The sequence below is a fragment of the Pseudomonas sp. FG86 genome (genome assembly GCF_057808775.1).
Genome location: NZ_JBMDIS010000075.1, coordinates 21,439 through 29,979, shown reverse-complemented (window position 1 = coordinate 29,979; position 8,541 = coordinate 21,439). Strand labels below are relative to the sequence as shown.

Annotated in this window: 2 protein-coding genes; both read right to left on the bottom strand. The window is 61.3% G+C overall.

Translation table 11 applies throughout. The features are described from left to right. Positions 1–135: 135 nt before the first annotated feature. Positions 136–354 carry a hypothetical protein gene (locus tag ACODSV_RS29000; protein WP_150055093.1) on the bottom strand — a complete coding sequence of 73 codons (219 nt, stop codon included), beginning with the start codon at positions 352–354 and terminating at the stop codon, positions 136–138. Then, positions 341–8,539, bottom strand: a complete 8,199-nt coding sequence (locus ACODSV_RS28995; protein ID WP_489047012.1) for a two-partner secretion domain-containing protein — start codon at positions 8,537–8,539, stop codon at positions 341–343. Before ACODSV_RS28995 ends, ACODSV_RS29000 begins: the two co-directional genes overlap by 14 nt. Positions 8,540–8,541 lie beyond the last annotated feature (2 nt).

The window sequence follows — 8,541 nt, the reverse complement described above, 5'->3', positions numbered from 1 at the left end:
TGATGCAGACGCGTTCGGCGGCAAGGGCCGAGGTCAGGAAAAATGGACATCCGAAGAAGGTTAAGTAAGTGCCATTCAAATCTGTCCCCTTTTCTCTCTGACCATCAAAAACTCAGCCCCGCTGATTAAGGAAAATCAACGCATATTAAAAAACCACATAACAAAACCCAGGATAAAACCAGCCCCAGCCATTTTCAGATAAAGCGGCACATTCTCTTTTATAAGCAGCGCGACGTCCTCGCCACCACTCAACCAATACCCGGCAACCTGAAAGAACACACACATGAACAATAGGCCGAGCGCACAGGCGCAAGGAAGATAGACAGCTAGCCACCAAGGTTCATTTTTTCTCATTACCGTCTCTCTTCTTCAAATAGAAATCAGCCCCGCTATTGAAAAATCCTGACGATGCAGAGTCGCCCAAATTACCAAATATGGAGGGAATGGGACTTTGCGGGACAGGCCGTGTAATAGTCCATATTCCGGTCGGCACCCACTCATACTGCTTCGACACCGGGTTCAGCAGCTTATCAAAGGGTGCCTTGATGGTGTTACCTACGGCGAATCCCACAGAAGCGCCTGCTTTACTTAACAAAGCCGCCATGAACGGATCATCGCCCTTCATTTCGGCTTGATAATAACCTCCGGTTGCATTCCACGTGACCGTAGGGTTGTAACCTTTACCCGCTGTAATCGCGCCAATGACCCCGGAGCCAATGACGTCCGACAATGTCACTTTTCCTGTCGTCCCATATTGAATAGTTGCACCAATACCTGCAGAAGCGCCCACGGCGATTAACTGCTCTTTCCCCTTGGTCACGGCGTTGGTAAGGATAGATTTCCCACCTATCAAAACTACGGGCCACGTGAACGGATCCATAACAACCGACATCACTCGGTCTGTGTCAGTGATATTTTCCTTGAGGAACTTAAGGTCCGAACCATTGAGATAATTGACCAGTGCAACTGCCTCGGGGTTCTTCAGTTTTTCGCTCATCCGAAACTGTGAAGGGTCGGCATCCCTAGCCACATTGGTGCTGGTCTGAATTTCTTCTTCCCGCAAGACACACGTCCATCCACCCCCCGTACAGCGACCCGCCATTTTTTTACTGTTTTCATTACTGATTTCAATATATTTTTTTATCACCGACCCGCAATCACCGTTAACAACGTTCTTACAGGTTGTCAGCTCTTTATCAAGCGCGCGGGCTTCTGTCTCACTCAGCCAGTTATTCTCCACCGCATTACGCGCTGCCTGAGCACCCGCGAAGGCACCGATCATGTCACCGCCAGCAAGACCTCCACCCACGCCCGCTGCCAGGCTCGAAAGGGCGGAAACCGTTTCTTTTTGCGCTTGCGTCAAGTCGGTTGCCGCTGTGCCCGGGTACAGTTGATGAGCGATTAACTCGCCCGTCGTAGCGCCAACGCCCCCTGCCAATGCGGAGTTTCCTTGCGCTTGCGCCACCACCGCGCCCAGCACAGCGTGAGCCATCAGATTGGCGTAGGGGTCGCCTTCGGTTTTCAGCTTGATCTCGTGCGCCAGATACGGCGCCGCGGCGCCTGCCAACGCACCGGCCAGGTTACCCCCCATGACGCCTTGCACCACGGCAGTTACCGCCTGGCTGGCCTTCTGGAAGCTGCTGCCGACGCCGTAATCCTTCTGTGCTTGCAGGCTGATCTGGTCCGGTGTCGGGTTGGCGACCCCATCATCCATCAGCTTCTGGCGCGAGGCTTTGCTGATATCGCTGTTGGGGTCGCCGGCAGCCTTGATCCTGGCCGCAGCGATGGCATCGCCAATGCCCTTGGTCAACTCCATCGAGCTTTTGACTAGGTCCATGCGCTCCTGCATGGCTTTCTCATCAGGCTTGTCCAGATGCTGGTTGGCGTTGGCGGTATCGCGGTTCAGGCCGACCAGGTCGTTGGCACCTTCGGCATTGCGCACCACGATTGTGCCTTCGCTGACGGCACTGCGTGTGTAGCTGTGGTCTGAGTCGTTGAGCGCCATGCCATACAAGGCACCCGGTTTGAGGGCGCCTACACCGCCACTGTAGGAGCCGGAGACGCTCACACCTGCCGACTTGCTCTCGATCTCGCTCTTGTTCTTGATGTCGCTGACCAGCAACCGATCGGTGAGCAGCAGGTTTCTGTCGGCCGTGGCCTCACTGGCAATCACCGCGCCTTGCAGGGTGGTGTTCTTGGCCACATCGATGGTGTAGCCACCCTTGCCGGCAAAGAAACCGCTCTGGTCGGTGACGGCCTGGTAGTCGCTGTTCATCTTCGATGCAGCCAGGTTCGCCGACGCGGAAACTGTGGACCCCACGCAGAAAGGCGGGACACAGATGCTCGCACCAAAGCCCGCACTGTTCTGCTTGCTCTTGGAAGTATCGGTGTCCTGACGCGACAGGATGTTCAGGTTGCCACCGATATCGGCATCGATCCGCTCGGCACGTACCTGGGCCCCTGCCAAGGTAGTGTCTTGGCCACTGCGCAGCACCAGCGAGCCGGTGTCCAGGGTGGTATTGATCTGGGTGACCGAGCTGCCCGACCCCAGGTTCTTGGCGGCTTGCGCGCCGAGGTCAAGGGTGAAACCGTTTTGCTCGCCGATGTTGAAGCTGGCGCCAATGGCAGTTCGGTTGCGCGAGCCGTCATTTTTGCGGTCCGTGGTGTTCTGTGAGCTCTGCAGCAGGATGTTGTTTTTCGCCGAGAGCAGGGTATTGCCGGCTTTCAACGAACTGCCGGTAATTAGCAGATCGCCTGCAGTGCCCGGCGCATCGCCCGCCGCGACAATCGACAGGCTTTCACCCGCGTTGAGGCTGCTCTGGTGGGCGGTTTGCGCCGCGTACTCGTTGCTGCTTTTGGTCCGGGTATTGGCCAGCTCGGTGCCGATTTTGATCGCCGATCCATTACCGGCTGAGCGACCGGCGTTGGCTTTATCGTCGCCGCTTTGCGACGCAAGATCGCCCAGCTGATTATTGAGGTTGTAGGTCGCCAATGCGGCCTGGGCGATTTTCACCGCCTTGAGGCGCGGGTCATCAGCGCTACGGGCCGCTTCGGCTGCGTCACGAATGCTTTTGGCGGTATCCACGACGGAGCCTGCGACAACCCGCCCTACCGCCAAACTCTTGGAACTGTCCTTACTGGTCTGACTGGCCGTCTCCATCCCCGAAGTAACGGTGACGTCAGCCCCACTCAACTCCATGTTCTTGGTGCTCACCAGATCACTGGCCACCACCTTCAACTCACGCCCCGCCGTCAACGACACATTGCCCGCGCTCGAACCGATAGTGCTGCCGGTCAAGGTCATTTCATTGGCGGTGCCGTTGTGTTTCGAGCTGTTGATGTACAGCTTCTGGTTGCCGGTCATGTCATCCAGACCGAGCTTGTTGCCGGTCAGCACGCCGGTGAGGTCGCGATTTTTTTCCTTGTGCATGTCGGTGCGGGCGAAGGTGTTTTGCGCCGCGTCGATGGTCAGGTCGCGGCCGGCCTGGACGGCGAGGTCGCCGGTGCTGACCAGGTTGGAACCGGTGACCGTGGCGTCGCGTTTGGCGGCAACGGTGACGGTTTCGCCGGAGACCATGCTGCCCAGGGCGGTGGTGCGTTTTTCGTCGACTTTGTCTTGGACTTTGCTCGACTTCAGGCCGCCCCAGCTGCTTTTGCTTTCCTTGCGTTCGTGACGGGCGCTGTCGGCGTTGCTGACGGCGAGGATGTTCACGTCCTGGCCGGCCACCAGTTGCGTGGCGCCTTTTTCAGCAGTGACGGCACTGCCAGCCAGCAGCAGGTCTGCTCCGGCGACGACGGTGTTGTTGGTCCCCGCGCTGACCAGGCTGCCGACGTTGTTCACGACGTCGGTTTCATCCAGGCGGAATTTTTTGCCCTGGGAGGTTTTCTTGGTCTTGCTGTAGAAGCTGTAGTCCTGGTCTTCAGCGCTGCGCAGGCTGAGGTTTTTGCCGGACACCAGGTACGCCTCGTTGCCGGCATTCAACTGGCTGGCGACCAGTTGCAGGTTCTGCCCGGCGCTCAGGGTGGCGTCGCCGCCGGCCTTGAGCACGCTGGACACTTGCTGGACGTGGTCCTCAATGCTTTTGACCTTCTTCGAACTCGACGCCGAATGCTGCTCGTTGGCAGCCGAGACGGCGTTGAAGTCGCGCGTGGCGATCAGGTTGAGATCGCGCTTGGCTTCGACCTGGCTGGCACCGATGCTGATGTCACGCCCGGCAGCCACATGCAGGTCGCGCCCCGCATCGACCACGGAGCCTTGTTGGGCGATGGTCATGAAGTTCGAGCGGCTGCCGATGGTGCCGCTGTCCAGGGTTTTCGAGGCGGTGATGTTGACGTCGCCCACGGCCTTGACCGTGGTGTCGGCACCGCTCTTGAGCACACCGCCGAGGTTGTTGACGTTGCCACCAGCCTGCAGGGTCAAATCGTTGGCCGACTCGATGCGCGCGGCGCTGTCGACGAAGTCGCTGCGTTCGGTGCGGTAGCTGCTGGCGCTTTCGTGGGTGGTGACGCTGCGCTCGTTGAGCAGGTCGGCGCCAGCCGCGAGGTTGACGTTGCCCGCGCTGATCACACCGCCAGCGCGGTTGCTCAGGTTGTTGCCGGCCAGTAAGTCGAGGCGACCACCGGCTTGCATCAACCCACTGTTGCTGAGGTTGCCGCCGACGTTCGCCAGCAGGCTGCCGGTGGCGCGCAGGGTGCCGGCGTTGTTGAGGTGGCTGCCGGTGATCAGGTTGATGTCAATGCCGGAAATCAACGCGCCGTTGGGCGCCAGGCGGTTGCTGGCCTGAGCGAGGTACAACACCGGCACCAGCACTTGTTGGCCGGCGACGGTGGCGTTTTCCAGCCAGACGATATCGTGGGTCAGGGCCGCGACTTGTTCGGCGGTGAGGCTCACGCCCACCGACAGGTTAAGCGCGGTCTTGCTGCCGATGGCGTTGTCCATCAGGTGCTTGAACAGGTCGGCATCGCTGGTCTGGCCGTCAATGAAGCGCTGGCCGGTGCGGGCGAGTACGGCTTGCTGGATCAGGCGCTGTTCGTAGAAACCATCGCCCAGGCGCTTTTGCGCGGTGTCGGGGTCATAGCCGAGCTTGGTCAGCAGGTAGTCCGAGCCCAGGAACTGACGCATATCCGTGAGCAGCGGGTTGGTTTCGATCAGGTACTTATGCGGGTTGGCCGCGAACTGGCTGGTGGGCAGGCCTTTGGCGCCATCGCTGTCGTTGAGGTGGAACAGGCCGTTCTGGCCGGTGGGCAGGTCGAAGCCTGGCAGGCCCAGCGGGTTGACCTGTTGCTGGGCAACGTCCGGTGGCAGTTGCGGGTTGAGGCTGACCAGGGTCGAGTAGCCCGGCGCATGGGTGTTGGCGCCGCTGCCGACGTAGGTGTAGCCACCGCGCACGACACTGTTATCAATGCCGGCCTGGGCCTTCACATCCACGCTGCCGCCGGCTTGGATCACGGCGGCGTAACTTTGGTCTGGCGCGCTTAACTGGGTTGTCTTGCGCAGGCCGGTCTGCTCGCTTTCCATCTTGCCGATGAACGCGGCCATCGCGGCTTCGACACCGCTCATGTCCCCGCCTGCGGCATAGCGTTGGGTGAACGCCGCGGCCTCGCGATACCAGCCTTCAGGGTTGCGCTCGCGCTCGGAGGTGAAGATGCGGTCGTACTGGGTGTCGTGGGTCACGACACCGACGTTGGTGAGCTGGTTGACGATGGCCGTGAGGTTGCCACCGGCTGCGATGCTACTGCTGCTGTTGAGCAACTCGCCGCCAGTGAGCAGCATGTTGCCGCCCGAGGTGATGCTGGAGCCCGCCGTGGCATCGCTGACGATGAAGCGGTCACGCTGGGTAATCTGGAACGGCCGGTTTTGCTTGCCGCCGTCACAGTCACCGCCGGTCACCCCTTCGATACAGGCGGTGGGCGTGATGGAGGCGCTGTAGATGCCGGACTCGGTGGTGAGCACAGTACGGATATTCTGGATCGTACTGGCTGCCAGGATCAGGTTGCGCTCACTCTCGATGGTCCCCGAGCTGTTGATGATGCTGGTGGCCAGGCCGCCCAGGCCATCACGGTCGACGCGCAGGCTGCCCATGGCATAGATCGCGGCACCGAGGTTTTTCAGGCGGTCGACCTTGAGGCTCATGTCGCCGCCGCTGAAGATCAGGCCGTGGTCGTTGAGCAGGCTGCCCACCGAAAGATCCAGGCTGCCCTGGCTGGCGACGCTACCGCCCACGGTCCAGTCCTGGCCGCTGCCGACCAGCGCACGGGTGCCGAGCAATTTGCCGGTGGCGGTCTGGTTCAGGGTTCCGACATTGACGGTCAGGCGCCCGGCCTGGATCGCGGTGCTATTGGTCCAGTTGGCTTTATCGAGGGTCAGGTCGCCGTTGGTCACCAGGCTGCCGCCGACATCGTCGAGGCTGATGCCATTGAGGTCGAGTACACCGGTGCCCACATGCAACACCTTGCCGCCGGTGTTCTGGAAGCGGGTGGCGGCCAGGCTCAATTGGTCGTTGGCGGTCTCCAGGCTGCCGCTGTTGTTGAGCAGGCCGCCGATGGCGTAGCGGGTTTTGCCGCCGGTGCCCAAGGCACGCATTTGCCCACTGTTGTTCAGGCTGGCGGTCTGGACATCGAGGGCCGTGGCGCTTTCGATCAGGCCACGGTTGGTCAGTGCGCCATTGAGGCTGACGTCGACCCGGTTGCCGGCGATCTCGCCGCCGTTATCCACATTCATACCGGTCAGGTGCACGCGATCCCGAGCAAACAGCGCGCCGCTGCCGTTGTTGAAGTCAGTGGCGTCGATCCGCGCATCACCGGCTTTGGCGGCGATGCGGCCACCGTTGTTGTCGAGGGTACCGGCGGTGATGGTCACGCCCGACTTTTCACTGTGGATCAGGCCGTTGCCGCTGTTTTGTAACAGGCCGCTGGTGGTCAGGGCCAGGCCATCGTTGGCGGCCAGGGTGCCGGCGTTACGGTTGTCGATGCTGTTGGCGAATACCGTCAGCAAGCCCTGGCTGGCGAGCTTGCCGCCCTGGTTATCGAGATGCGCGGCGCGCTGGATCAGCAACGGCCCGACGCTTGCCAGCTTGCCGTTGCGGTTGATCAGGTCGCCGATCAAATCCAGGGTGATCGCCCCGCCAGCGGTCAGGCTGCCGGCGCTGTTATCCAGGGTATTGCCGTTCAGGGTGAACGCACCGGTGCTGTCGATGATGCCGCCCTGGCTGTTGTCCAGCAGGCCGTTGACGTTGAGGGTCTGTGCGCCGTCGCTGAGCAGGCGACCTTTGTTGCGGTTGTCGACGCTGGCGGCGGTGACGTTCAGCGCCTGCTTGGCGCTCAAGGTAGCGCCCTGGTTATCCAGGCTTTGCGCGGTGGCGGTGAGGCTGCGATTGGCGATGACCGTGCCGGTGTTGGTGATGTGTTGAGCGTCGAGCGTGACGTCGCCGTTAGCATTGCGGGTGTTGTCGGCGTTGACCCCAGCTTCGATGATGCCGGTGTTGGTCAGTTGGCCGTTGCTGGCCAGGGTGATGCTGTCGCGCGCGGCGAGGGTCTTGCTGTTTTTCAGTGTGCCCTTGGTCTGTGCCTTGAGGGTGGTGCCCGCGTACACGGCGCCCGTGGTCTCCAGGCTCGCGGCCTTGATGTCCACCGCACCGCTGGCGGCGGCCTGGGCCATGCTCAGGTGGCCGTTGGCGTCGAGCTGAATATCGCCACCACTGGCGGCCAGCGTGCCGTCGAGCTTCACGCCCACGCCGGCTTCGGTGCCCACCAGTTTGATCGCACCGGCATACATGCCGCCCAAGGCCGACGAGTCGATGGCCAACTCAGGCTTGGCGCTGCCGTCGTCGGCACGCGCGGTGGTTTTCAGGCTTTGCGCATCGACGTCATTGCGCCCGGCGATCACTGTCAGCTGGCGCGCGTTGATCTGCGCATTGATCTTGGCCGAGCGGGTGATGATTTCGAAGCGGTCGACATTGCTCGCGTTCAAGCCTTTGCCATCGATGGTCACGGCGCCGCCGTCGACCTGATAGCTTTTCAGTTGCCCGGCCTGATCGATCACCGGTTTGCCGGTGGTCAGGGTGACGTTAGGGGTGTTGATGAACCCGCAACCGTTGCAGCTGATGCCGTAGGGGTTGGCGACGATGACCTTGGCCGACTGGCCCGCCACTTCGGTGTAGCCGCGCAACTGGCTGGGGCTGCCACCTTTGACTTCGTTGAGGATGACATTCGCCGCGCCGCCCTTGAGGTTCGGGTTGCCGACGATGATCCCGCCCAGTTGCGTGTTTTGCAGCGGGCCGCTGGCGTTGTTGAGGATTACGCCGTTGGGGCCGACGTTGTAGTCCTTGAATTGGTTATGGGACAGGCCACTGCCATTGGGCGTGGCAATGTTCACCACCGGTACGCCGTTGCCCGCCTGGCCGAGCGTGGTGCCCGGGCCACTGACCACGATGCCGTCGGCCTGGGCCAGCAGCGGCTGCCAGAACAGCGCGTTGGCCAGGATCAGCGCCAGGCCGCGTTGGCTCAGGCTTTTCAGGGCAGAAACGGGGCGAACGTCCATAT

Coding starts and splice junctions, on each gene's coding strand:
- ACODSV_RS28995 (WP_489047012.1), bottom strand. CDS start 8,539: ATGGACGTTCGCCCCGTTTCTGCCCTGAAAAGCCTGAGCCAACGCGGC.
- ACODSV_RS29000 (WP_150055093.1), bottom strand. CDS start 354: ATGAGAAAAAATGAACCTTGGTGGCTAGCTGTCTATCTTCCTTGCGCC.